This window comes from Prochlorococcus sp. MIT2304 (assembly GCF_059772405.1).
Genome location: NZ_CM186286.1, coordinates 1,391,860 through 1,416,816, shown reverse-complemented (window position 1 = coordinate 1,416,816; position 24,957 = coordinate 1,391,860). Strand labels below are relative to the sequence as shown.

General features: G+C 37.2%; 11 protein-coding genes and 1 pseudogene. 11 read left to right on the top strand and 1 reads right to left on the bottom strand.

The genetic code is table 11. The features are described from left to right. Positions 1-155 precede the first annotated feature (155 nt). The 6 genes from AC6EIY_RS08065 to AC6EIY_RS08040 all read left to right on the top strand — a co-directional run bounded on the left by AC6EIY_RS08065 (position 156) and on the right by AC6EIY_RS08040 (position 12,737). Positions 156-3,665 carry an Ig-like domain-containing protein gene (locus AC6EIY_RS08065; RefSeq protein WP_498506425.1) on the top strand — a complete coding sequence of 1,170 codons (3,510 nt, stop codon included), beginning with the start codon at positions 156-158 and terminating at the stop codon, positions 3,663-3,665. A gap of 227 nt (positions 3,666-3,892) precedes the next feature. After that, positions 3,893-7,831 (top strand): DUF4214 domain-containing protein, encoded by a 3,939-nt coding sequence (locus AC6EIY_RS08060; protein WP_498506424.1) that lies wholly within the window; start codon positions 3,893-3,895, stop codon positions 7,829-7,831. A gap of 17 nt (positions 7,832-7,848) precedes the next feature. After that, positions 7,849-10,872, top strand: coding sequence for a DUF4214 domain-containing protein (locus tag AC6EIY_RS08055; RefSeq protein WP_498506423.1), 3,024 nt, complete (start codon positions 7,849-7,851; stop codon positions 10,870-10,872). 3 nt (positions 10,873-10,875) lie between these two features. Next, positions 10,876-11,085 carry a hypothetical protein gene (locus AC6EIY_RS08050; protein ID WP_498506422.1) on the top strand — a complete coding sequence of 70 codons (210 nt, stop codon included), beginning with the start codon at positions 10,876-10,878 and terminating at the stop codon, positions 11,083-11,085. Beyond that, positions 11,063-12,490, top strand: a complete 1,428-nt coding sequence (locus tag AC6EIY_RS08045) for a hypothetical protein (protein ID WP_498506421.1) — start codon at positions 11,063-11,065, stop codon at positions 12,488-12,490. Before AC6EIY_RS08050 ends, AC6EIY_RS08045 begins: the two co-directional genes overlap by 23 nt. A 73-nt stretch (positions 12,491-12,563) precedes the next feature. Further along, on the top strand, positions 12,564-12,737 hold the full coding sequence (locus tag AC6EIY_RS08040) for a hypothetical protein (RefSeq protein WP_498506420.1): 174 nt from the start codon (positions 12,564-12,566) through the stop codon (positions 12,735-12,737). An 872-nt stretch (positions 12,738-13,609) separates the two neighbouring features. Here the strand turns inward: AC6EIY_RS08040 and AC6EIY_RS08035 are convergent. Beyond that, entirely contained in the window at positions 13,610-15,166 is a 1,557-nt protein-coding gene (locus AC6EIY_RS08035) for a zinc-ribbon domain-containing protein (RefSeq protein ID WP_498506419.1), read from the bottom strand. Between the two features lie 379 nt (positions 15,167-15,545). Between AC6EIY_RS08035 and AC6EIY_RS08030 the strand changes: the two genes are divergently transcribed. The 5 genes and pseudogenes from AC6EIY_RS08030 to AC6EIY_RS08010 all read left to right on the top strand — a co-directional run bounded on the left by AC6EIY_RS08030 (position 15,546) and on the right by AC6EIY_RS08010 (position 24,896). Continuing rightward, positions 15,546-17,000: a tyrosine-type recombinase/integrase gene (locus AC6EIY_RS08030; protein ID WP_498506418.1), complete on the top strand. Its 1,455-nt coding sequence runs from the start codon at positions 15,546-15,548 to the stop codon at positions 16,998-17,000. A 7-nt stretch (positions 17,001-17,007) separates the two neighbouring features. Further along, positions 17,008-17,481: a thermonuclease family protein gene (locus tag AC6EIY_RS08025; protein WP_498506417.1), complete on the top strand. Its 474-nt coding sequence runs from the start codon at positions 17,008-17,010 to the stop codon at positions 17,479-17,481. Next, a complete protein-coding gene (locus tag AC6EIY_RS08020) occupies positions 17,460-22,154 on the top strand; it encodes a tetratricopeptide repeat protein (protein ID WP_498506416.1) in 4,695 nt (1,564 codons plus the stop codon). The genes AC6EIY_RS08025 and AC6EIY_RS08020 overlap by 22 nt, the downstream gene beginning before the upstream one ends. Beyond that, positions 22,151-22,348: pseudogene (locus AC6EIY_RS08015) on the top strand (PD-(D/E)XK nuclease family protein); the annotation flags it as partial. The gene AC6EIY_RS08020 and the pseudogene AC6EIY_RS08015, both read left to right, overlap by 4 nt. Positions 22,349-22,451: 103 nt before the next feature. Further along, positions 22,452-24,896, top strand: a complete 2,445-nt coding sequence (locus AC6EIY_RS08010) for a DNA-directed RNA polymerase (protein ID WP_498506415.1) — start codon at positions 22,452-22,454, stop codon at positions 24,894-24,896. Positions 24,897-24,957: the final 61 nt, after the last annotated feature.

The window sequence follows — 24,957 nt, the reverse complement described above, 5'->3', positions numbered from 1 at the left end:
AGCCAGCAGAGGAGAGTCTGAGGTGGATTGGATCAAGTTAGGTTCACAATCAATCCTTATTTAGGCACAAACGTTTTGTTCAACAAAAAATCAATCTAAAGATATAAGATATAGAGCATCTATACGAAAACTGAAGGCTTTTCTGAAGCTTCAATATGAGTAATCCTGCAGCAACAATTTCTCCTAGTCAAACTACTTTCAACGAAGGTGAAACTCTTTCTGCATCAATTTCAACTACTGATTTAGGAGGCTGGGCTAATTACTACTACTCAATTACAGGCGATGGATTAACTAATTCTGATTTCAATTCTGGGCTAACTGGACAGGTCTATATCAACGGTGCAGGAGAAGGATCTATTTCCAATGGCATTAGTAATGATGCTCTTACAGAAGGAGATGAATCTTTGACAATTCATTTTTTTACTGATTCAGCACGCACAAATCAAATAGGGCAATCTTCTTCAATTCTCATCAAAGATACATCGAATAATCCTGCAGCAACAATTTCTCCTAGTCAAACTACTTTCAACGAAGGTGAAACTCTTTCTGCATCAATTTCAACTACTGATTTAGGAGGCTGGGCTAATTACTACTACTCAATTACAGGCGATGGATTAACTAATTCTGATTTCAATTCTGGGCTAACTGGACAGGTCTATATCAACGGTGCAGGAGAAGGATCTATTTCCAATGGCATTAGTAATGATGCTCTTACAGAAGGAGATGAATCTTTGACAATTCATTTTTTTACTGATTCAGCACGCACAAATCAAATAGGGCAATCTTCTTCAATTCTCATCAAAGATACATCGAATAATCCTGCAGCAACAATTTCTCCTAGTCAAACTACTTTCAACGAAGGTGAAACTCTTTCTGCATCAATTTCAACTACTGATTTAGGAGGCTGGGCTAATTACTACTACTCAATTACAGGCGATGGATTAACTAATTCTGATTTCAATTCTGGGCTAACTGGACAGGTCTATATCAACGGTGCAGGAGAAGGATCTATTTCCAATGGCATTAGTAATGATGCTCTTACAGAAGGAGATGAATCTTTGACAATTCATTTTTTTACTGATTCAGCACGCACAAATCAAATAGGGCAATCTTCTTCAATTCTCATCAAAGATACATCGAATACACCTGATTTCACAGATCCTTCTCTCAGCAGTTCCTCACCAACAGATAACGCAACAGCCGTTGCAGTTAGTAGCAACATCGTCCTCACCTTCTCAGAAGCGGTGGATGTTGAAACTGGCAACATCCTCATTAAAAAATCATCTGATAATTCAACCGTTGAATCCATTGATGTCACCAGTAATCAAGTCACAGGTTCTGGTACAACGCAAATCACAATCAACCCTAGTAGTGATCTTGCCTCTGCAACCCAGTACTACATTCAAATTCCTGCTACAGCCTTTGACGACTCATCGAGCAACTCTTATGCAGGAATCACAGATACAACATCTCTTTCCTTCACGACAGCTGATGTTATTTCTCCATCATTAAGCAGTGCATCACCTGCTGATAATGCAACAGCTGTTGGCATTAGTAGCAACATCGTCCTCACTTTCTCAGAAGCAGTTGATATTGAAACTGGCAACATCCTCATTAAAAAATCATCTGATAATTCAACTGTTGAATCCATTGATGTCACAAGTAATCAAGTCACAGGCTCTGGCACCACGCAAATCACCATTAATCCTAGTTCCAATCTCGACTCTGCCACCCAGTACTACATTCAAATTCCTGCTACTGCTTTTGACGACTCATCGAGTAATTCATATGCCGGCATCACAGATACAACATCCCTTTCTTTTACGACAGCTGATGTTATTTCTCCATCATTAAGCAGTGCATCACCTGCTGATAATGCAACTTCTGTTGGCATGAGTAGCAACATCATCCTCACTTTCTCAGAAGCCGTTGATGTTGAAACTGGCAACATCCTTATTAAAAGATCATCTGATAATTCAACCGTCGAATCCATTGATGTCACTGGTAATCAAGTCACAGGTTCTGGTACAACCCAAATCACAATCAACCCTAGTAGTGATCTAGCCTCGTCTACCCAGTACTACGTTCAAATCCCAACTACAGCTTTTGACGATTCATCGAGTAATTCATATGCCGGTATCACAGATACAACATCGCTTTCATTCACTACTGCTGATGAAGGGGTACCAACCTTAGCCAATACGACCCCTTCCTATGGTGCGACAAATACTACTCTTGATAGCAACATCGTCCTCACCTTCTCAGAAGCTGTAGATGTTAAAAGTGGAAATATCCTCATTAAAAAATCATCTGATAATTCAACCGTTGAATCAATCGATGTAACTAGTAATCAAGTAACTGGCTCTGGTACCACACAAATCACAATTAACCCTAGTTCCAATTTTGCCTCTGCAACCCAGTACTACGTTCAAATTCCAGGCACTGTCTTTGATGATGCGGCTGGAAACTCTTATGCCGGCATCACGGATACAACATCTCTTGTTTTTACAACAGCTGATAGAAACGATCCGATTATCACTGGTCCTTCTGGAGAAACATCGAGTTCTAGCAGCGTCTCAATCACAGAAAATACAACCTCAGTTCATATCTTTAGCGCTAATGAAACCGTCACTTGGTCCATTAGAAGCGGTGCTGATCGATCTTTATTTAGCATTGATCCAACAACTGGAGCTCTAGTCTTTCTGGCAGCACCAGACTTTGACAACCCCACTGATACTGACCAAAACAATTCCTATGAAGTGACCGTCTCGGCAAAAGACAGTTCTAATAATATTGTCGACCAAACCGTCACGATTGCAGTTCTTGAGGCTTCCGCAGCAATAGATCTTACAGGAACTAATACAAGCGACACATTAACCAGCACAGCAGCCAATGAAAATATCGATGGTGGTGCAGGTAATGATACCGTCGTCTTCACGGGGACATTCTCTGATTACTCCTTTACCAGAAGAACGAGCTCTATCACAATCGTAGACCAAAGAACAGGGACAAATGATGGAACAGATACTCTCTCCAATATTGAATACATCCAGTTCTCAGATCAAACTGTAGATGAAGCGAAGGTAGACGTAGTTAAAACTTATAGCGGAAATTTTAGAGATTATAAGTTCTACAACAAAGGAAATGGCAGTTATGAGATTAAGAAAAGTTCTACAGGAACCACTGATGACATCACAGGATATCCATCCTTACAATTCACAGAAGAAGCAACAACAAGTTCTTTTAGAGATGTCAGTGGCATAGCTGATATCAAAGGTGTCTTTGATCAAGTCACTGGACTCAATACAGATTCTGGTGAAATGTTCCGCTTATATAACGCTGCTTTTGCTCGTTTCCCTGATGCTGATGGACTCGAGTACTGGATTGAAGAGTTTAGTTCTGGACGCAACACAAGACGTGTCGTTGCAGAATCATTTCTATTATCCGAAGAATTTGGTGAACGCTATGGAACGAATGTCTCTAATGCTAAATTTGTAGAAACTCTCTATATCAATATTCTCGGTCGAGAGTATGACCAAGAGGGGTATAATTATTGGCTAGGTAATTTAAATAGTGGTTTAGAGACTCGATATGAACTGCTTTTAGGCTTTGCAGAAAATGATGAGAACTTAAATCTCTTTACTGAAATGACTGGGCTTAGCTAAAGGTTCCTGTTCCTGAGATTGCAGCCAACACCGACACGAGCATGAAATATATCCAGGAGCATTACTTCCACTACAGAGCTGATGAGTCCACTGAGATTCTTGGTAAAGGGAGGAAGATTAAGCCAGCAGAAGAAAATTTGAGGTGGATTGGATCAAGTTAGGTTGAAAAAAGATTTTTAATAGGAATCTAGATAAAGTAGATTAGGGGACTACATACCTTTATTCATTTGACAACTGCTCTAAATACGAGTTGGTCTAAATTAATTGGAACCTCTTTAGATGAGAGATCCAATGCAATTGCTATTAGTGGTGATGGCTCTATCTATGTAGGTGGGTACACATACGGGAATCTTGACGGTGTAAATAATAATGGGAATCAGGATGCTTTCTTTAGCAAATATGACTCAAATGGAGATTTAATATGGACAAAATTATTTGGCAATTCTTCCGATAGTAGGCTGTATTCAATAGACACTTCAAGTGATGGATCAGTCTACATAACAGGTAAAATTTCAGGAGATATCAATGGTCAAACAAATAATGGTTCATCTGATATTTTCTTAGCAAAGTATGATTCTAATGGTAATATTCAGTGGACTAATCTTATAGGGACACAAGCAAGTGACCAAGGTAGAGATGTAGTAATAGGTAATGATGGTTCTATCTATATTACTGGTTTTACTGGAGGTAATCTTAATAGCGAAACCAACAGTGGAGGCGTTGATGTCTTTCTTAGTAAGTACAACTCAGATGGAGCACAACAATGGACTCAACTTTTAGGTGAAAGTTGGTCTGAAATTTCAAACTGTATAGATATCGATACTGATGGGAATATATACATAGCCGGTGAAACATTCCTGGCGAAATACAATTCAAATGGTATAAAACAATTCGCAACTAATATCCCAATTTCGAATACTGGTTATGCAAATGATGTTTTAGTAAGTAGTGATGGAAAAATATATATTGTAGGAAGAGCGAACGGAACAATAGATGATCAAACAAGTTCAAATAACGATGCATATATTGCTCAATACGACTCTAATGGGACAAGGAATTGGACAAGGTTTATAGGATCAAGTGCAAACGATACAGCATTTAGTCTCGCCCAAGGTCCTAATAATACTGTTTATATCACTGCTCAAGCATTAGGTGAAATAGATGGTCACTCAGCATCTGGCTACGGAGAAGTGCTAATTGCCAGTTACTCATCCGATGGCACCAAGAATTGGTCTGACTTTTATGGTGGATCTGGAGATGAAAATCCCCGTGGTATAGAAACAGATTCTTCAGGAAATATATTTTTAACCGGGTTTACTAATGGAGATCTATCAGGACAAACAAATAATGGAAAACTCGATGCATTTATTTCTAAATTATCAATTGCTACAGATACTGGAGATGCAAGTTTTGCTATATCAGGTACTGGACTTGCTGGAGAAACTCTAAGCATCTCTGAAACGTCTACTGATCCTGAAGGAAGAGGAGCTCTAACTTATATATGGCAATCATCATCAGACAATACAAACTGGAGTCAAGTTAGTACAAGTGCAAGTTATACACTTACATCCTCTGATGAAAACAAAAAAATAAGAGCCATTATCTCTTATACAGATAATCAAGGATTTTCAGAATCAGTTACAACAACAGCTCTTCAAGTTAATCAAAAGACCTATACCATTACCCCTTCAACATCCTCAATCAATGAAGGTTCAACTTTAACGACATCAATCTCGACAACAAACGTTGCGGCAGATACGACACTCTATTGGTCTCTCAGTGGAACAGGTATTACCAGTTCTGACTTTTCTTCTGGTGCATTAACAGGTTCTGGAACTGTTGATAGTAATGGTGACTTCTCTTTTGCTCATACCCTTGCAGATGACACCACAACAGAAGGAAATGAAACTCTCAATATCAAACTCTTTTCTGATTCAGACCGTACGACACAAGTTGGAACAACCTCAGTCGTCACAATCACCGATACATCAAAAACTCCGACATATACCATCAGTCCTTCTACAACATCAATCAATGAAGGAGAGACACTAACCACATCCATCTCTACAACAAACGTTGCTACCAATACCACTCTTTATTACTCACTATCTGGAACAGGAATTACCAGTGATGATTTTTCTTCTGGTTCATTAACTGGCTCTGGCACAGTTGATAGCAATGGCGACTTCTCTTTCTCTCATACCCTGGCTAATGACAGTGCTACAGAAGGAAATGAAACATTAAATATCAAACTCTTCTCTGATTCATCTCGTTCTACTTCTACTCAAGTTGGTACAACTTCTGTTGTCACAATCACCGATACTTCCAAAACTCCTACCTACACAATCAGTCCATCAACTCTATCAATCAATGAAGGAGAGACACTAACCACATCCATCTCTACAACAAACGTTGCTACCAATACCACTCTTTATTACTCACTATCTGGAACAGGAATTACCAGTGATGATTTTTCTTCTGGTTCATTAACTGGCTCTGGCACAGTTGATAGTAATGGTGACTTTTCTTTCTCTCATACCCTTGCAAAAGATCTACTCAATGAAGGTGATGAAATTCTAGAAATTAAACTTTTTTCTGATAGTGCGCGTAGCACGCAAGTTGGAGAGACCAAATCCATTACCATTGCTGGTGGTAGCACCATTTACACCTTGAGTGTTGATAGTCCATCAGTCATTGAAGCTGATACAAATACAAAAGTTCTGACCTACAGACTGACACTTGATCAAGAGGCAACAGAAAGAACAAATATCAACTATGAGACATTAACAACTGGAACGGCAACCTCTGGAGAAGATTTTATCTCTGCAGCAGGTGTAGTAATATTCCTAGAGGGTCAAAAGGTAGCCACTCTCAATATCACGATCAATGGTGATGTCCTTTTAGAGGACGACGAAACCGTAAAAGTGAAGTTCAGTAGTAGTAAATTAAAAGAAGATTTGATTGCGACAGGAACGATCACGAATAATGATATCGCAGCTTCTTCCTATAGTGCTTCTGTTGATGAACCATCAATTTTAGAAACAGATTCAGGAACAAAAACGCTTGCTTTTACAATCACGCTCGATCAAGAAGTCAGTGAGACGACCAATATTAACTATCAAACGCTTACATCTGGAACTGCAACAACAGGAGAAGACTTTGTTACATCTGCAGGTGTCGTCACTTTTGTTAAAGGACAAAAAGTTGCCACACTTAATATCTCCGTTAATGGTGATGCAGATGTTGAAAGCGATGAAACCATTCAAGTCAAGTTCTCTGGTGCAGCCTTAAGCAGTGAAGTCATTGCAACTGGAACAATCAAAGACAACGATATTGCAGGCACAAATGCCAACGACAACCTCAATGGCTCCACAGGTAATGACAACCTCAAAGGTGGTGGTGGTTCTGATGTGATCGATGGTGGAGCTGGAATAGATACCGCCACCTACACAGGTAAGTTCAACGATTACACCATCACGAAGACCACAACAACTATTCAAATTACAGATATCAGAATCACATCACCAGATGGTGTTGATACGGTTCAAAATATTGAATATGTCCAGTTCACTGATCAACTTGTTGCTTCTGACAAAATCAATGTTGTCAAAACATTCAGCGGTAATTTTAGAGATTACAAGTTCTATAACAAAGGTGATGGAACATATGAGATCAAAGACAGTAGTGGAACAACAGATGACATCACAGGCATCCCCAAGCTCACCTTTGAAGATAAAACTGGAAATGAAAGTGTAAGTGCCATCGCCGATATCAAAGCAGTCTTTGATCAAGTCACAGGCAAAGAGACTCCTAGCGGCGAGATGTTCCGTCTTTATAACGCTGCCTTTGCAAGATTCCCTGATGCTTCTGGACTCGAGTATTGGATCGATAAATTCAGTTCAGGAACAGATGATGCGAGAGCTGTGGCATCATCCTTCTTAGTCTCAGATGAATTCTCTGAACGCTACGGTTCCAACGTCACAAACGCTAAATACGTCGAGACCCTTTATGTCAATGTTCTTGGTCGAGAGTATGACCAAGAGGGCTATAACTATTGGCTAGGGAATTTAAATAGTGGTTTAGAAACGAGATATGAACTCCTTTTAGGTTTTGCAGAAGCAGATGAAAACAAAGCTCTCTTTACTGAAATGACTGGGTTGGGGTAATTAATGAGAAAGATTCAATGACTTATAACTATTCAATAACTGCTACTCATCGAAACACAGAATCAACTATTAGTGAAGGTAATGAAGGTGATTATCTAGGTATAATAGTAACAACTACTAATACAGAAAACACTCATAGACCTTATTTAAAATTGACAGGTGGAGGCGGATTTAACTCCTCTGATACAGACATACAATTACCTTTAAACAGATCAATTGATTTTTATAGATATCATTATGGTCTTAGAGAAATGGTATATCTCACCTCATGGTTAATAGAGTTATATATTTTCGATGATATCTTAGAAGAAGAGAATGAAACTTTATACGCCCAACTTTTTACAGACTCGACTCAATCTACGCAGATTGGTGATACTTTCATTCTTCCAATTCTTGACAATGATCTTTCCATCTATGAATACAAGATAACAACTTCATATCCAGATTTTTCAGGTAGATTAATTCAATTAGATTCTGTCGGGGAAGGCATTCAATTCACCACAACAATAAATACAAATGGCATTGAAATTGGAACACAACTCTTTTGGTCTTTAAGTGGAACAGGAATAAATATTTCAGACTTCTCTTCTGGTGACTTATCAGGATCAGGAGTTACAAATCAAGACGGTGAATTTTCCTTCACTCACACTTTAAAAGAGGACGAAGAATTAGAGGGTAATGAAACACTAGAAATAACTCTATTTTCAGATGTAAACAGAACACAAAAAGTTGGTAACACTCACAATCTTCTTATACACGACAACTCTATTCCTGTTATTACTACTTCTGATCAGAGCATCAATGAAGGTGAAACATTCACAACAACTTTTAGACTTCCATCAAGATTCAATTACGATACATATTATTGGCTTATTTATGGCAATAATATAACATCCACTGATTTCGAAAGTGCATCTCAATCAGAAGCATTAAATGCCCGTCCAATTGCTAATTATTTAACAAATAATATACCTTTACAACCTTATTCAGAGGCAGGTCCTAATTCATTCGCAAGTCTTTCGCATACAACTACTAATGATTTCAAAACAGAAGGGATTGAGACTTTATATATAAAGCTCTTTTCAGATGCTGAACATACGACTCAAGTAGGTAATACCGCAACTATTACTATCAATGATATGTCGAAAACTCTTTCTCCAACATACACTATTAGTCCTTCTGCAACTTCAATCAATGAAGGCGAGACATTAACAACCACAATCTCTACAACTAATCTTGCTATAGGCACGACAATCTATTGGTCATTTAGTGGAAACGGAATCACCACTGCTGACTTAAGTAATGTATCTGGTGGAATAGGCTTCGACATAGATGGTGGTGCATTAACTGGTTCTGCTATTCCTGATAGCAATGGAAACATATCCTTTACTCATACGTTTAAAAATGAAGATCTCCTTAATGAGGGTGATGAGACCTTATACATCAAGCTCTTTTCTGATTCATCTAGATCTAATCAAGTTGGAGAAACTGCAACCGTAACGATTGTAGACATGTCTCAAGTCAAGACCTATACCATCAATTCGGTTAGTGGAAACTACTTAGAAACACCTGGAGGATCCATTAATGAAGGCGATGTTTTAACCACTAATGTCTCAACCACCAACGTTTCTGCTGGCACGACACTCTACTGGTCTCTCAGTGGAACAGGAATTACTAGTGCAGATTTTTCTTCTGGTGCTTTAACAGGTGCTGGAACAGTTGATAATAATGGTGACTTCTCTTTCTCTCACTCCCTTACCAATGATCTAACGACAGAAGGTACTGAAACTCTCAATATCAAACTCTTTTCTGATTCATCTCGGTCGACGCAAGTAGGTAGTACTTCAATCATGATGTTTGATACGTCGCAAACTCTTTCTCCAACATACACTATTAGTCCTTCTGCAACTTCAATCAATGAAGGCAGCACCCTAACCACTTCGATTTCTACAACAAGCGTTGCTGCTGGTACAACTCTCTACTGGTCTCTTAGTGGAACAGGAATAACTAGTAATGACTTTTCATCAGGTGCATTAACTGGTTCAGGCAGCGTTGGCAGTGATAGATCCCTTTCCTTCTCTCATACACTTGCCAATGATGTCACCACAGAAGGGAGTGAAACGCTCAATATCAAGCTCTTTTCTGATTCAGCTAGATCTACTCAAGTAGGTAATACTTCTTCTGTTTCAATTGTAGATACATCTATAACTACGCCTTCTACTTTTCATGGAACACTGCTAGATGACACATTTATTAGTAGTTCTGAGAATGATCTAATTATTGGAAGCTTTGGTACAGATACAGTGAAATATTCTGGAAGCTTCAAAGATTATTCCTTTAATCGTATATCAGATACTCTAGAAATTACTGATCTAAGAACGGGCTCGAATGATGGAATTGATACTCTAAAAGAAATTGAATTAATCCAATTTACAGATCAAACCGTTGAAGAATCAAAGGTAGACATAGTTAAAACTTATAGCGGTAATTTCAGAGATTATAAGTTCTATAACAAAGGTAATGGCAGTTATGAAATCAAGAATAGCTCGACAGGAACAACTGACGACATCACTGGACTTCCCTTATTAACCTTTACAGAAGAAGCAACAACAAGTTCATTTAGAGATGTCAGTGCCATCGTTGATATCAAAGGTGTCTTTGATCAAGTCACTGGTTTAAATACAGACTCAGGACGTATGTTCCGTTTATATAACGCTTCGTTTAAGCGATTACCTGATGCTGATGGATTGGAGTATTGGATTAATCAGTTCAGTTCTGGAGCAAACTCCATCCGAGTCGTTGCATCATCATTTCTAGGTTCAGCTGAATTTACAGAGCGGTATGGAGAGAACGTCTCGGATTCCACCTATGTGAATACTCTCTATACAAATGTCCTAGGGAGAGATGCTGATACAGGAGGCTTAAACTATTGGTTAGGACAGTTAGATAGTGGAGCAGAAACAAGATATGAAGTACTATTAGGGTTTGCTGAATCAGCTGAAAACAAAGCTCTCTTTACAGACATGACTGGGTTTGCTTAACCAATGAAATATTTTTTACCACTAGCCCTAACCGCTACATTCCTCTTCCCCACCCCATCACAAGCAGACACCAATCACTTCGGTGCAGGAGGAATCTTCGAATTAGATCTAGGCGATAGTGAGATACCTTTGACGCCGAAGCAAGAAAGAGAACAACAGCTTCTAGAAGAAAATTTAAAAATGAAAACTAATGAAACTAAACAGACCCAATAAATTTAATAAGACACGTCACTCAAACCAAGAGGGAACAAAAACTGCACTAGCTTTTTGGAAGTTTCCAAAGAACAGGTATAGAACCGAAAAGCACCCAGTCATCATCAGCAAAGTTAAATGCTCAAGCAAGGTAGAAACCATCCTGAGCTTCCAAGAGAAACAGATGCTTGAAGGCTTGGTTAATGCAGTCCAGACAAGCCAAAGAGACGCTATCAGAATCGCACTTTACGAGCTCTCTAAAACGTCTCCAGAGGCTTCTCTAAGGCTTCTGAAATATGCGAGTAAGGGAAGCCAAGAGAAGGGTCACACAAGTCGCTCCAGCAAGATTACAGCCAAGCTTCCGAAGGCTGAGAAGGTGGTGTTCGATGAGCTGCAAACCAACTGCAAATTAACCAGCAAAGAGACGGTCAGACTAGCGATTATCTGGCTTGCTATGAGCGTTAAGGATGAAGATTTTAAGCTCACCAAAAGTCCACGAGTTAGCCAGAAAAAACTAGCTAGAGAATGGAGTAAAACCTACGATAAAGAAAAAGGTTCCAAGCTCACTGCACTCACTGAAGCTGCTGATGCTGCTTACGAAAAAGCAAAAGAGAAAGCCGAGGAAAGACGAGAAGAGGAATACAAAAGAAGAGGTGAGACTCTCGAGTTGATGAAAAAAGATGGGAGTCTCGCTATGTGGGCTGCTCTTCAAGATGCAGATCAGAGTTGGCAATTAGATCCACAAATTATTGATGAATATGAGGCGAGTTTAAATAGTGAAAGTTTTGAGAAATGGATTATTGGTTTAGAAGAGCTAAGTGAGCGAGAAAAGGAAATCGAACGCATAAAAGCATCTTTCCCGCCTGGAACAGAAGACGATCAATTGGCTAATGACATATATGAAATCAATCGAAGAGAAAGACAAGAAGAGGAATTTTTAAATAGCTGTACTGATGAAGAGTTAATAGATCAAAGCCCTGAGTTGTTCTTTATGAATCGACCTGAGCTGAATGGAATCTTTTTTTATGATGATGTCATCTCTTTTAAAACAGACAAAGAATACAAAAGGAAAGACGGCGAAACCGCAGACGAATACTTCAATCGAGCTTTTCCTCTTAATGTCTTAGAAAACATAAAAAAGAAGCAAGAGGAGAGCGCAGCTCAAGCAAAAGAAAGGATGACTGAACTCAATAAAAAGTTTCAGAAAACTGCAAAAAAATATGGGCTTGACCTAAGCAGAGAGGAAAGAATAATGAAACAGGAAGATAGACACATAGATACACTTAATCAATACCTCAAAGATGCAAAAGAAAAAGATCGACGTGAAGAGATAGAACAATTGAATGCCGAATTAGATAAACGTCTCAGATTAACCAAAGAACAGATCATTCAATATTGGGATAACACTCACCCAAACCTCTTCTGAAAACTAACTTTTCAGTCTAACCCTCCTACTCTATTAGAGGTAACGACCTCAAATAAGAAATTCCATACCGATAATGCCAATCATCAACGAGGCAAAAGAAAGAGTTTGCCGAAACCTCCTGAATAAAGTAATTGTCTTCGATCAACTGATTGACAAAGCTGAAGCCATAGACAATCCAGACAAAGCAAAAGAACTATTCCTCAAGCAAGCCAATATCCTTAACAGGCTTGAGAAGGTTATTAGTTAGAGGAAGACAACAGCTCGCTGCGCTCGCAAGACAACAATTTAGTAACTCTAAAACGAACGACTGAGCGAAGCGAAGGAGTGAGTTTTCCCAACCTACTCAAACATCCTCTAACAAACTCGATACATATAGCTACTATGAACCTCACAATCATCAATAACGAACAATCAAATCATTTAAAGACTTATGGATTAAAAGAATCACTCTTAATAAAAACTCGATACGTCGAAAAGAGTTCCAAGCCTATACGACAATTAAAAATTAAAAATACATAACTTAGTAAAAGTCCAATCAGTTGATGACGTTAAAAGCTACGCAACATAAAAAGCCTGTCTTAAAGACAGCACGAATTATTTACCTATTAAGGAACTCATAGGAGATGGAGTGTGGTTGACTCCATCTCTTTTTTAGTCCTTAGCAGCTGTCAGCAATACCACGACAACAGAAGCAAAGAAAACTAAAACCAGCACCGTTGTCAAAGGACTAAACATTGCTGGATCAAAAGACATAAACCTAATGAATTAAAAGTATGAGACCTTTGAACGAATTAATTAACTCTGGTAAAACATTAACCAAGAGAGAGAGAAGCAGTAGAACGTCATATTCAGGCTCACTCGGAAGAGATTTCGCAAAGAGAACTGAATGCCCTAAAAGTTAAGGCTGCTATCCGAAAAAGACGATTGTTATGGGCTAATGAATAAAGGGATCTGAGGCTATAGATTACTTAAATCAAAGCTAGAAGGTGACTGTTTTTCAACGAATGAACAATGACATTCACCAAAGAAAAGTAGCCTTCTGAAGATGGAGCTTAACAATTACTCAAATACAACTAATAAACCTATGAGTGTATAAAAACTAAACAGCAATGAAAAGAATCAATCTTTACTATCAGTTTTTGATCTCCTCCTCCTATTTTGGGAACAAACTTTGCATCCTTGTCTCTGCTTACTAGTCCTATCTTTTACTGGTTTTTGATATAGATGACCTTTAGGACAAATCCAATGTGCTTTATAGTTAGTGCCATAGGAAACTTGGCTTGGCTTAAGAGGTTTATTTAATTCATAATCCCATTCAATAGCTATTTCAGGGAACAAATCTTCTAGGCTTTTACCTACAGGTCCTGGAAGACATGAGATTAATTCTCGATACCTTTTTTCATTACAAAAATCTTTTTTAGATAGATAGTCATCAGGTTGATTAATCCCAGCAAGCTTGACTGCTTTTACTACTATATTATTTAAAATATTTTTATCTAATTTGTTTGACTTCGGCAGAACAACATCATCTACAGATAAAGACTCTAACGGGTACTCTCTTATATAAATAACATTAATATTAGCTTTACTAAAATAGCTTCGTTTCTTTAATTCTCTATCTACAACATCTTTTCTATGATGATAATACCAACCATCGTATTCAATACCTAAAGAGTACTCAGGTATGAAAATATCAAGCTCATTGCCATCAATCTTTTCTCGATGAAGGATATTTTTAAAGATCAATGCAAGTTCAGACAATATTCTCAGTTCAGCTTTAGAGGTTTGATTAGAACATTTGGGACACCCAGTGTTACGTTTTGACCTGCAATAGATAGTTGCTGGATAATCATCATGACCTCTAGGGCAAATCCACCAAACCTTTTGATTGCTACCTGAAGTGAATTGAGTTGGTTTTTTATCCTTATTTTTTTTATAACTCCATTCTTTCGCTAAATCAGGTTCTAGAGTTTCAAGATTATTTTCTTTAGTGACTCGTCTTCCAGAGCATATTGGGCAATTTTGTGGTGATGTTTTATTAGTTCTTGCATTTAAGCTAAGAGGATAATTGTGGGGTTTATCTGGACAATTCCACCAAAAGACTTCATTCAATGAAGGTAATACCTGATTAGCTTTAATTCCATTTTTCTTTTCATCCCACTCTTTTGCAATCTCAGGATGACAAACTTCTAAATTATAATTTTCGCTTGGAATAGATTTATTACAAACTGGGCAAGGTTCTTTGTCTTTTAATAAACGAGTTCGAATATCGCCGATCCTTAAAGGACCATATCTCCATCCACACTCACATCGAAAAAAAGCTCGCTTTTGGCTACCTGGAGTTAACTTAGAGGGATCTAAATCAATGTTTTTTTCATAATCCCATATTGATAAGAGTTCAGGCATTACATCTGGAATAGTTTTTGGAATTTTGCCTGCGCATTCGGGACAATTTATTGGATATTTTCGAGTTCTATTACATATCTTTGTTGAATATCTATGCTTTGAATTCTTTGGACAAATCCAATGAACTACTAAATTCTTACCTTTTGAATAATCCTCAGGAACACCTAGACCTTCTTTTTGATTTTTTTCATAGTCCCACTCCTCTGCAAGTTTTGGAAAAAGAATTTTTAGATTATTTTTTGCAAGAAATTCTGGAGTATGTTTTGTCATAAGCAATCAAATATACAATCGCCAACCAAACCATTAGCCAATTAATTATCGCATATTTTCACCATAAATTTCTCTTCCCCATTAACGTATAAGCCAGGACTCTATTTCCCCCTCATACCCCTTCAAACTATGTGCATATTAAGTGGTAGCATTGCGGTAGCACTTAAATTAAGCAGCCCTAAATTCCTTTTATACTAATAGATCTAGAGTTACGTTGTATAATCGGCATTATTAGAAACATATAACACTACTCTAGTTTTAGCAATGCTTTTAAAGCATGTTACTATGATTACCATAAGATTACCAAGTCGCTTCTCAAGCTGAAAAGCTTGTCACTGCGATGGCATCGTTACCAAAAGATTACCAATTGGCTTAAATCTTGCCTAAAAACTCACTAGCCAAGAAACAAAATATCCTCGATAGAAAAGAGATTCCAGGAGATCCCTATGCATACGTCTACAGAAGAGTAGATAGGAATAATCGTTGGTTCTTATATTACTTGGATTCAGACAAAGGTAATAAACACAGATTTACTCTAAAGAATCCAGACGGTACTTATCCACTACCAACCAAAGGAGGACAAGAAGAAGCTTGGATGCTTGGTGTGGCTAAGTTTATTGAGCTAAAGGCAAAGACTGATAGGGGAGAAGAAATCAAGGCATTAACGTTTGGAAGTATGGTGCATCAGTTCTTAGATAAAGAAAAAAGAAGAATCAGTTCAATTCCACAAGAGGGTATTACTAAAGAGAGTTATCGGTTAATTGATACGCAGTGTCGTTGGATCAGAGATTATATAAACGATGACAAGAAAGAGATTCATAAACTCAGGAAGAACACGTTCTTGAACTATGAGACCTGGAGAAAAGAAAGAGCTGTTCAATTCAATAAACCGATCCCTAAACAAACAACCATCACAGCTGAGATGTCATGTCTCAGAAGAATGTTTAAACAGATAGCTGTAGACAATAACTTTATTCATCAAGACAATGTTCCATCTATTCCATCTATCAAACAGTCAAAAGATAAGAAGCATCGTAGAGATGACCTAACCGCTAAAGAGTGGGAAGAGCTTGAGAGAGTTGCTCGCCTCTACTACATCAAAGGCAAGACGAGAATATTGGATGACAAGTACACCATCAAAAAAGATAGTCAGGGTAAGTATGAAACCATCTCAAATATTGCTTTTAAAGGACCTCGAGGAAAGAAGCAATTAGTCCATAGAGAGTTGTCTTACTTAGCAATGAGAGTCTCTATGGATACTGGAATCAGACCAGGTTCAATGAGAAAACTAAAGTGGAAAGATATCAGTGAAAACACAACTATTCCAAAGGAAGAACGAAAGATCTGGGTCAACATTGATGTACCAGCTGAGAAGACCAAAACAGGAAGGTCTTATCGAGTAGCCGCTCCCATTGCCAAGTTCTTAGAACGCATAAGAGTCCTAACTAAATTTAAAAAGATGGAGGATTACATCTTTGCCAATCAAAACTCAGGTAAACAAATTAGTGAACGAATTTGGCAAAACAATCTCTGTGAATTGTTAGTCGAAGCAAGGCTCGCAGACTGGAGAGATGACCACGATAGTCAAACAAAGAAAGTCATAGTTCACTCTGGTAAAACACTCACCTGGTATAGCTTCAGGCATACATACATAACGATGCGTTTATCAGCTGGTGTACCTCTTCCAACAGTTGCAGCCAATACAGATACGAGCATGAAATATATCCAAGAGCATTACTTCCATTACAGGGCTGATGAATCCACTGAGATCCTTGGTAAAGGTCGAAAGATTAAACCAGCAGAGGAAAGTTTGAGATGGATTGGAGCCAATTAGTTTCACAATGCCAAAGAATAAACTGAACTCCGAACAACGATTTATTAGGAATCTCCTTATTGGATTTTTCTCAGCGTTATTTGTTGTCTTTGTATTAGCGATGCTTGCGCTATTCCAGACACTGATTACTTATCCAAGTGCTCCAGAGCTACCAAGCGTCACGATTCAGAGCTGTTATGACGGGGATACTTGTACAACTACAGAAGGAGAAAAGATCCGACTTGCTTGTATTGATACTCCTGAATTAAGAGGTAAGAAGGCTGATCCAATTCCAGCAAAGGCAGCAAGAGATTACCTCAATGATTTAATTGCTGGATCAACAGTCACAATCAGGCGGATTACTGAAGATCGATATGGAAGAACAGTCGCTGAGTTATCCAAAGGTCCTATGAATATTCAAGAAGACCTAGTTGAAAAAGGCTTTGCACGTATCTATGAAAGATACGCAAGTCAATGTGAATGGAGCAAGAAAGAGAAATGAAACTAAAAAATACTGCCATTGCTTTAGGAGTTGGTGCTGCGACTGCTGTTGGTCTTTCTTTATTGCAGGTAGATAAACCAATGGTTATTGCTGGAGTAATTTTTTTTACAGGTGGAATAATTACTACCAAAAGTTTAAGAAAAAAGCCAGCAAAAAAAATATCTATAAATTCGTATCATAAGGAGAATAATCAAGTGAACTTAGAAGCTCTAGAATCACTAAAAGAAAGAGGGATCGTAAAGCTACAGAGTGGCGACCATGAAGGAGCTATTGATGACTGCAATAGTGCTCTTGAATTAGATGATAAATATCCTCAAATTTATTTCATAAGAGCTCTTGCTAAAAGACATACAGGTGATATCGAAGGAGCAATAAATGATTACTCTACAGTATTAGATATTGACCCTAATGCCGAAGAGGCATTCTATAATCGTGGCATTGCTAAGGAACAATTAGGGTTATATAAAGAAGCAATTAATGATTACAATAGTACTCTTAAGATTAAACCTGATTTTTGGAATGCTTACTTAAATCGAGGAAAACTTAAATCAGAATTAGGTGATCATATAGGTGCAATAATTGATATGACAAAAATTATCGATGAAGATCATAGCAATTCTGCTTCACCTCTAGCTTATAATAATAGAGGAAGATCAAAAATGCGTGTTGGTGACTACAAAGGATCAATAGAAGATTTAAATCAAGCTTTAAGAATAAAGCCTAATCTTGTTGCTGCCTTAATTAATAGAGGGCTTGCAAATTCATATATTGGAGATACAAGTTCTTCACTTAAAGATTATAATAGAGCTATTGAATTAGAACCAGAATCTACGATTTGCCTAGGTAATAGAGCTTACATCAAGTTTATTTTAGGAGATGAGGAAGGAGCTGATTTAGATATTAAAAAGGCATTAAGTCTAGATCCTGACTGTCCAACTATCATAGGTAATAGAGGAATTATTCAATATAAAAAAGGTCAATATAATAAAGCTTTAGTAGACCTTGATTGTTGCATAGAGTCAGAGCCACTTAACCCTATATACCTTTATTACCAAGGAAAAGCTAATTATGAAATGAAAGCGTATGAGAAATCGATTGAAAGTTTAGATTTGGCTATAGCTATTAATCCTGTTGAAGCTGAATATTATTTTTCACGTGCTCTCTCATACGAAAAATCAGGCAGAATTGATGATGCAATTAAAGATCTTGAAAAAGGAGTTGATTTAGATCCAAGTGATGAAGATGCAAAATCTATATTAAAAAACATAAGAGATATCCAAGAGATTAATGTTGGAGAGTACCAGGATAAAGACACTGGAGAGAATTCTTTAATAAGAAGTGGTGAAATGAAAATCTCGACTGGAAATATCTTTGAAGCAAAGAAAGATTTCGAAGAGGCTATTAAAATAAATCCAAATAATGCTATTGCATACTGTAATCTAGGTCTAACACTTCATAATACTAAAGACCTAAAAAATGCTCTAGTTGCCTATAATAAAGCAATTGATATAAATCCATTACTTGCAATTGCTTTCAGTAATAGAGCTGCTTTAAAAAATGACCTTCTAGACCCTACAGGTGCAATAAACGATGCAAATAAAGCTATAGAAATTAATCCTAATTGGGCAAATTCATATTACAATTTAGGTCAAAGTTATTTAGCTATTGCTCAGTCATATGAAGCTATAAAGGCTTTTAGTAAATGTATTGATTACAATGAAAATTTTGCATACGCATACTCTCAAAGAGGATTAGCTAAAAGTAATTTAGAAGACTATGAAGGTGCTATATCGGATTGCAACAAATCAATTTCTATAGATCCAAGAAATGCTCTTGCATACGCCAACCTTGGATTAGTTAAAAATCATTTAGAAGACTATGAAGGTGCTATATCAGAATATGATAAAGCTATTAAAATTGATCCTCATAATTATGGTTATTACAGTAACAGAGGCGTTAGTAAAATTGGTATTACGAATTTTTCAGAGGCTATAGAAGACTTTAATAAATCAATTGAACTAAATCAAAATTATTCATTTAGTTACTTAAAGAGAGGAGTTTTAAGGTACTTAACAAAAAATTTTAATGGTGCTATTCAAGATTTAGAAAAAGCAAAAGATTTAGGTAATAATGAAGCTGTCGAATATTTAAATGAGTATTATGAATCTAAAAATTCGACTATAAATTCTATAGATGTAAATCTACTACTTGAAATAGCCGGAGATAAATATAAATCAGGAGATATTGACTCAGCTTTAGAGAATTTAGAAAAAGCTTTAAAGATAGATCCAAAGAATCAAGATGCCTATAGATTAATAGCTTTCTATAAGATGGGTAACGACAATATAGGTGCAATTAAAGCTTTGAATAGTTACATCGATATAGATAAATTAAATCCTATTATTTACGCTTTAAGAGGAGAATGCTATTTAGGACTTCAAAAAGAGCAATATGCACTTATAGATTATAATATATGTATAGATCTAATTACTAATACTAATACTTACTCAGACTATCTTGATGAGGTCTTATGTAACAGAGGAAAGGCTAAGTATATTTTAAATGATAATAAAGGATCTTTAAAAGATTTCGAAGAAGCATTAGAAATAAATCCTAATAATGAGGAAGCAATCAGGTTAAAAGAACAAATTGACTTCCAATCTTGTTTTCAATTCCAAAAAGCAGAGAAACTCATCGAGACTCTTGCCCCTTGGAATGTTTTAAGAAAGGAACTTATCCTATCTGCTCGACTGGGATACGACGTAGCGATTAACAAATTGAAGAGTGGTTATGAAAATATGGAAAAACTAGTTAATAGTCAAACAAACAACATTGCTAAAGAACCGCAGTCATCAAAGCATTACATTCAAAGAGGCTTACTAAAAGAACATTATGATCCTTTAGACGCTATTAATGACTACACAAAAGCATTAGGTCTAAGCCCTGAATCAGCTAATATCTATAGATATCGTGGTGCATTAAGGCAAAGTACAGGAGATATATTAGGAGCTATTGATGATTATAGGAAAGCTATTGAAATTGATCCAGAAGATAAGGATATTGACCCTTACAATAAAGAGAAAAATATAATCGTTGATCTTCTCAATGAAGGAGGAGAAGATTTCACTAACTTACAATATGAAAGAGTTATTTACCCTAAAGAATTATTAGGAGATTTATTAAAGGACAGGAACGAAATAGTTCTAGAAAATTTTGAAGATTATTCTTGCCGTGCTCAGAGCAGATATATTTCAAGAAATTATTTAGGAGCACTGGACGATTACAATAAAGCAATAGAGATCAATAAAAAAGATAAGGGATTAGCTTCCTTATACGTTAATAGAGGTAATTGCAAAGATTTTATTGGCGATTCTAATTCTGCTATAGAGGACTACACCACAGCATTAGAAATTAATCCTCAATTTATTGATGCTTACTATAACCGTGGTATTACTAAAAGAGACTTAGGTGACGACATTGGAGCACTTTCAGATTTTGAAAAAACAGTTGAATTAAATCCTGATCTATCTGATGCTCATCAAAATATAGGGAGTATAAAGTTTCGCTCTTCAGATTTAAAAGGTGCTTGCTCTTTCTGGAAGAAAGCATCCAAATTAGGTAACAATTATGCCGATAATTTAATTGATCAGGAATGTATTTCGGAGGGAGTCTTAGCTAGTGCAGAGTTCTATAAGAATAGAGCGGAGGAAAAATGTGATTATGAAGATGATTATGAAGGAGCAAAAGATGATTATCTCAAATCAATTAAAGTAGACCCAAATAATGCAGATACTTATTTTGATCTAGGAAATGTATATGATTCTTTAGATGATGAAGAAAATGCTATTAAATCCTGGGATAAATCGATAGAACTCGATCCAAGTAATCCTGGACCTTACTTTAATAGAGGTTTGACAATTTATTATGATGACTCTGAATTGGCAATTAATGATTTTAAAAAAGTATTAGAACTACAACCTGAAAATGAACGAGCATTAGCATCTATAGGAGATCTTTATGCAGAAGAATTAGAATATAGTAAGGCAATTAAGTATCTAGATAAAGCAATAGAATTAGATGACTCAATACATAAGGCATATAGTAGACGTGCAGAGTGCAGAAGAGAATTTAATGATTTCAAAGGAGCATTGTCAGACACTTATAAAGCATATGAAATTGATCCTGAAGCAGTATTTCCTTCTTTAATGATTGATGCTGCCTCAGATCATTACCATCTAGGCGAATATCAAAAAGCAATTGACCTATTAAATGAAGAAATTGATGATTCTTCTGATTATCTTGATGTAGACCTATATATACAACGTGGTAAGTATAAAAAAGCTGCAGGAGATATAGAAGGAGCTAATTCTGACCTGATGATTGCCTATAAAGAGGTTGATAAGAAGATTTCAGAATCTGACGAATTTGAAGAATCAGAAATAAGTAATCGAGCTGAAATAAAGGAACTGCTAGATGATTTTAATGGTGCAATTAGTGATTACAATCAACTCCTGGAATCAGGTTTCTCGCATTGGAAGCGTATTTATCTTTGCAAGTCAGGTAAATGTAAGAAGGCATTGGGAGACCTTAAGGGTGCCTGTGAGGATTGGAAAAAATCAGCAGAATTAGAATTCGAAGAAGCAATTAAATTGTTGAAAGAACATTGTGAATGATCGACCTCAAAAGAAACTGCAAAAAAGAACCTGTAAAAGCAACTGGCGTTCATAGTAAAGAGTCCTCTTCCTATACCCCTAATCAAACAGCAGATTTCAAGATAAGTAGAGGTCGTTTCTCAAACTTCCTAACTTGCAAAAGATGCTTCTATCTAGATCGAGTGATAGGTTTTGATCCTCCTAGAACTCCTGGTTCGAAGATTTTCAGAATTAGCTAATGTACAACATCAGAAAAATAACAACTATCGGTTTAGCAGATGTTTTTGTTTAAAAATATCCAAACTTAAAAAGTAAATAATGTCAGAAAAACAATTACTACATGAAATAAATTCAAGTCGAGAAGCAACAGAAGAGATTAGAAAACAAGTTCTACAAGCAAAGCAGAAAGGTTATTTCAGTAGCACAGAATTTGGCAGACATTTCCTAAGTACCTTCGTTCCCGACTTCGCAAAAGAACTTCTCCAAACAACAAGCAAAACAGCATGGGGAAGAGCAACAACTACAAACATTGTTATCGCATATCCATTAATGCAGGATGCAATCTCATTACTTGATCCTGAAGGATATCTCCTTTCAGTTATCTGTCTAAAATCAATCCTTGATAGCTTTGGAGTATGTAAGTACGACTTACCCAGAACAGCAGAAGCAGCAAGCTTTATTGGTAGAAGAATAGAAGATGAACTGAGGACGAATTACTACATCGAGGTAGCCCCAGAGTCTCCCGTGACAGCTCTAATCAAAGAGTTGAACACCAAAGGTTCAAGCCCTCACTTCAGGCAATACGGAGGCAAAAAGACCATAGAAAGACTACTGAAGGAAAGAGGTTGGACAGGGGATGATCTTTACCCAGATTGGACAAACCAACAGAGTCAAAGAGTAGGTCTATTTGTTTTAGACGTAGCCTTGAAGCTTCAATTCATCTCAAAATCTACAAAGCAAATCACACCTAATAAGAAGCAAAGTTTCCTTCAACTATCAGCAGAACTAGAAGCACACTTCGCTCATTACCAAGCTGAGTTAGAAGCGATCAGCGTTAAAACTCATCCATTAATTGAGGTGCCAATTGATTGGGAATACGAGGTTGGAGCATCTTGCAAAAACTTTACTGGCGGCTACTACCACCAATGGATCAGACAACTTAATCCGCTTGGTCGTAATGGATCTAAAAGCGAATTTGGAAATGATGCAATCAATCTCTTAAACACACTCAACAGGACATCATGGATCATTGATCAAGACATTTTTAATATTGCAAGTAAGGCACTTGAAAGAGGATCAACAATTGGTTCCTTGAATGCCATCGAAAGAAGTAAAGTTCTTGATCAGGAGATGCCTGAGCGAATTAAACAACTAGAACCAACAGATATCGAAAGAGTTGACTGGAGAAAAATGAGAGCAGTTGCCTATACAAAACTTGCTGAATCAAAAGAAAAAAGTGTCAGATCAAGACGCGTTATCTCACTAGCTAATAGATACAAAAATGAACCCCACTTCTACTTGAGTTGGAGCTGTGATTCAAGAGGAAGAATGTACAGCCAACAATCATTTCTCCATCCACAATCGAGTGATCTTGAACGTGCCATCATCAGCTTTGAGCGAGGCTGCAAACTCAACAAGAGAGGAGAAGAGTATGCAGCCCAGGCAGTCGGCGCTGCATTTATTGGGAGCAAAGTCTCTTATGAAGAAAGAAGCAAATGGACATACGGCAACAAAGAACTCATCCAAGAGATAACCAAAGATCCACTCAAAATGAGCGAACGCTGGGAAGGCTGTGACGAACCTTGGCAGTTCTTACAACTCGCATATGAGTTCAATCGAGTTTGTTTCCTTAGAGAAACGAATGAGTGGAAAGTTGGAATAGGAGCTGACTCAACTGCCTCTGGTCTTCAACTCTTAAGTGCAATGAGGAGAGATCCAAAAGGGATGAAGTTCACTAATCTCTTAGCACCCGATCACCCTAATGATCCTCCTCAAGATGCCTACAAAGAAGTCTTGAGAATTGCTCGAGAGATAGTCTCACAAGATCCAGCAACCGAATGGCTACAGCAGTACTTAGTTAAGAGAGAGCTAGGTAAAAAGATACTGATGAAAGCAGTGTATGGAGCGACATTGCAAACCTACAGATCAGACATCAAACAGTTCTTCATCGATGAAGGCGTATTCCCTGACACCATCAGCTACAAACCTCACATTGAATACATCACGAGTGTCTTAGATAAAGCTTCAAAAGAAGTATTCCCTATGGCATTTGAAAGTTTGAGATGGATTAAAGCTTTATATAAACAAGCTCGAAAGAATGGATCACAATCAATCCAATGGACTACACCTAACCAAGACAAGATCCATTTGTCTAAGAATAAGATTGATGTAGTGCAGGTCAGAACAACTCACCTAGGCAAAGTGACACTCGGCATCGGTGAAGGTAAGAGACCTGACTACAAAGCAATGGAGAAAGCTTTAGCACCATCATTTGTACATAGCTATGACGCTGCTGTTCTTAAATCATCCTTCCAAGATTGGATACAACCAATCGCATTGATTCATGACTGCTTAAAAGTACTTCCTAACGATATGGACAAAGCAAAAGAAAGGATTAGGCATGGATTCGTTCACACATGCAGTGGTGATCCTTTATCGAAACTAGCTGATGATTTAAATGTGCAACCAGTGCAATTGCCTCGATTGAGGCAAGGTTCAGGTGATCTTTCTGAAGTTTTCAAGTCGAGTTACATGTTCAATTGAGCTTCAAATCCACTTGTTTTTACTGAAATCAACATTTTGTAATAAAAAATTAGACCAAACC

Coding starts and splice junctions, on each gene's coding strand:
- AC6EIY_RS08065 (WP_498506425.1), top strand. CDS start 156: ATGAGTAATCCTGCAGCAACAATTTCTCCTAGTCAAACTACTTTCAAC.
- AC6EIY_RS08055 (WP_498506423.1), top strand. CDS start 7,849: ATGACTTATAACTATTCAATAACTGCTACTCATCGAAACACAGAATCA.
- AC6EIY_RS08050 (WP_498506422.1), top strand. CDS start 10,876: ATGAAATATTTTTTACCACTAGCCCTAACCGCTACATTCCTCTTCCCC.
- AC6EIY_RS08045 (WP_498506421.1), top strand. CDS start 11,063: ATGAAACTAAACAGACCCAATAAATTTAATAAGACACGTCACTCAAAC.
- AC6EIY_RS08040 (WP_498506420.1), top strand. CDS start 12,564: ATGCCAATCATCAACGAGGCAAAAGAAAGAGTTTGCCGAAACCTCCTG.
- AC6EIY_RS08035 (WP_498506419.1), bottom strand. CDS start 15,166: ATGACAAAACATACTCCAGAATTTCTTGCAAAAAATAATCTAAAAATT.
- AC6EIY_RS08025 (WP_498506417.1), top strand. CDS start 17,008: ATGCCAAAGAATAAACTGAACTCCGAACAACGATTTATTAGGAATCTC.
- AC6EIY_RS08020 (WP_498506416.1), top strand. CDS start 17,460: ATGGAGCAAGAAAGAGAAATGAAACTAAAAAATACTGCCATTGCTTTA.
- AC6EIY_RS08010 (WP_498506415.1), top strand. CDS start 22,452: ATGTCAGAAAAACAATTACTACATGAAATAAATTCAAGTCGAGAAGCA.